2 protein-coding genes are annotated in these 1,624 nt (G+C 45.6%); both read right to left on the bottom strand.

The genetic code is table 11. The annotated features are described in order from the left end of the window. Nucleotides 1-25: 25 nt before the first annotated feature. A complete protein-coding gene (locus B147_RS27990; RefSeq protein WP_020586967.1) occupies nucleotides 26-1,129 on the bottom strand; it encodes an ExeA family protein in 1,104 nt (367 codons plus the stop codon). Nucleotides 1,130-1,235: 106 nt separating this feature from the next. Further along, nucleotides 1,236-1,523 carry a glycosyltransferase gene (locus tag B147_RS0109450; protein ID WP_020586966.1) on the bottom strand — a complete coding sequence of 96 codons (288 nt, stop codon included), beginning with the start codon at nucleotides 1,521-1,523 and terminating at the stop codon, nucleotides 1,236-1,238. Nucleotides 1,524-1,624 lie beyond the last annotated feature (101 nt).

Here is a 1,624-nt window from a genome sequence, read left to right as displayed (position 1 = left end):
CTTGGTCGAAAAAAAAATTTGATAGCTATGACCATTTTTCAAAATTTGCAAGTGTTTCATGCTTCGTTGTGTCCGCTAGGACATGGGGGTTATATCGGGCCTGTTCTTTTTCAAGCTGTTTTTTCAATTCGTCGATGAGGTCATCCCTGAAGCCTTCAGCCTTGGCCGACACACGGCTTAATTCTTTTTCAACGGATTCGGCCATGTGGTCCATGCGCTGCTCCAGGGTTGCAATCCGGTTCCAAAGCGCATCATTCGGTACGGATTCAATTTCAGGCACCGGGGCCGGACTCTTTTGCCTTTGCCGCTCTTTGGTAAAAATTCCCAGCCCCCCCTTGTCCTCAACTACCTGGTCGAGCAGATCCCGGGTGATGGCCCTTTTATCATCGGCATAGGCATATACCAGCACGGCATCGCATAAAAGATTAATGGTCCGGGGAATGCCACCGGAAATTTCATGGATTTTTTCGACCACATCGGAAGGGAAAAGGCAAGGGTCTCCACCGGCTCTGGAGATTCTGTGGGAAATATAGGCTTTGGTTTCCTTGATGTCCATGGCCGCCAGGTGGTAGCTGACCGATATGCGTTGGGCAAACTGCTCCAGCTTGGGGTTTTCAATCATTTCCCGGAGGTTGGGCTGGCCCACGATCATGATCTGAATCAGAAGATCCTCGTCGGTCTGGAGATTGGACAACATGCGGATCTCTTCCAAAACCTCATGGGAAAGGTTCTGGGCCTCATCAATAATGAGCAGGACGTTGCGGCCGTCCGCATATTTTTCAATTAAGAATTTATAAAATATGTCCAAGGCCCTGGCTTTGCTGATTCCGTCCTCATAAGGCACTTCAAACTCATTCAGGATCAGGTAAATCAGGTCATTGGAATAGACATTGGTGTTGAACACAACCCCAACATCCATATCCCCTTCGATCTTGTTGAGCAGGTGACGGATCAATGTTGTTTTGCCGATGCCGATTTCCCCGGTGAGCATGACAAACCCGATTTTTTCCGACAGCCCATACTCCAGAAAGGCCATGGCATTCTGGTGCCTTGAACTGACATAGAGGTAATTGGGGTTGGGAACCAGGTTAAAAGGCTTTTCTTTAAGATTGAAAAACTGTGTATACATGATTATTTCTGTTTATTCAGGACAAAACCCAGAAATTTTTCCTTTTCCAATCAGCGTTTACAAATGAAAATCCCCGATAACTAATACCCTAAAACCTGAATATTCACTAACGACAACCTGAATATTTTAGTATTGATATAGCGCGCTGACGCCAGGAATATTTTTGATAAGCAAGGATTCGGGCATTGCGGCCGATTTCAGACTTCTCATCAAGCGTTAAAGCGATATTAAGTTTATTTTTTAATTCATCAAAAGAATTCGGATTTGCCAATAATGCATTCTTCCCGTTTTCCAGGACTTCCTTTATTGTAGGGAATGCGTGGCCGACGATAGTCCTGCCTGTTGCCATGTACTCAAACGTCTTTAACGGCGAGCAGTAATTTATGGTTTTCACCTTATCTCTTGACAGTCTGAAGTTTTGTAGCAATCAGGCAACCAGTGGAAGCTGACATTCATGGTGCCTGCGGGCCTTTGCCGTAATTATGCCATAAATCG

This window comes from Desulfobacter curvatus DSM 3379 (assembly GCF_000373985.1).
In the GTDB taxonomy this organism is placed as follows: Bacteria; Desulfobacterota; Desulfobacteria; order Desulfobacterales; family Desulfobacteraceae; genus Desulfobacter; species Desulfobacter curvatus.
Note: the sequence above shows the minus strand (reverse complement) of the source record. Positions and strands in the feature narration are given on the sequence as shown.

Bases quoted from the DNA above. Each gene is read 5' to 3' on its own strand.
- B147_RS27990 (WP_020586967.1), bottom strand. From the start codon at position 1,129: ATGTATACACAGTTTTTCAATCTTAAAGAAAAGCCTTTTAACCTGGTT.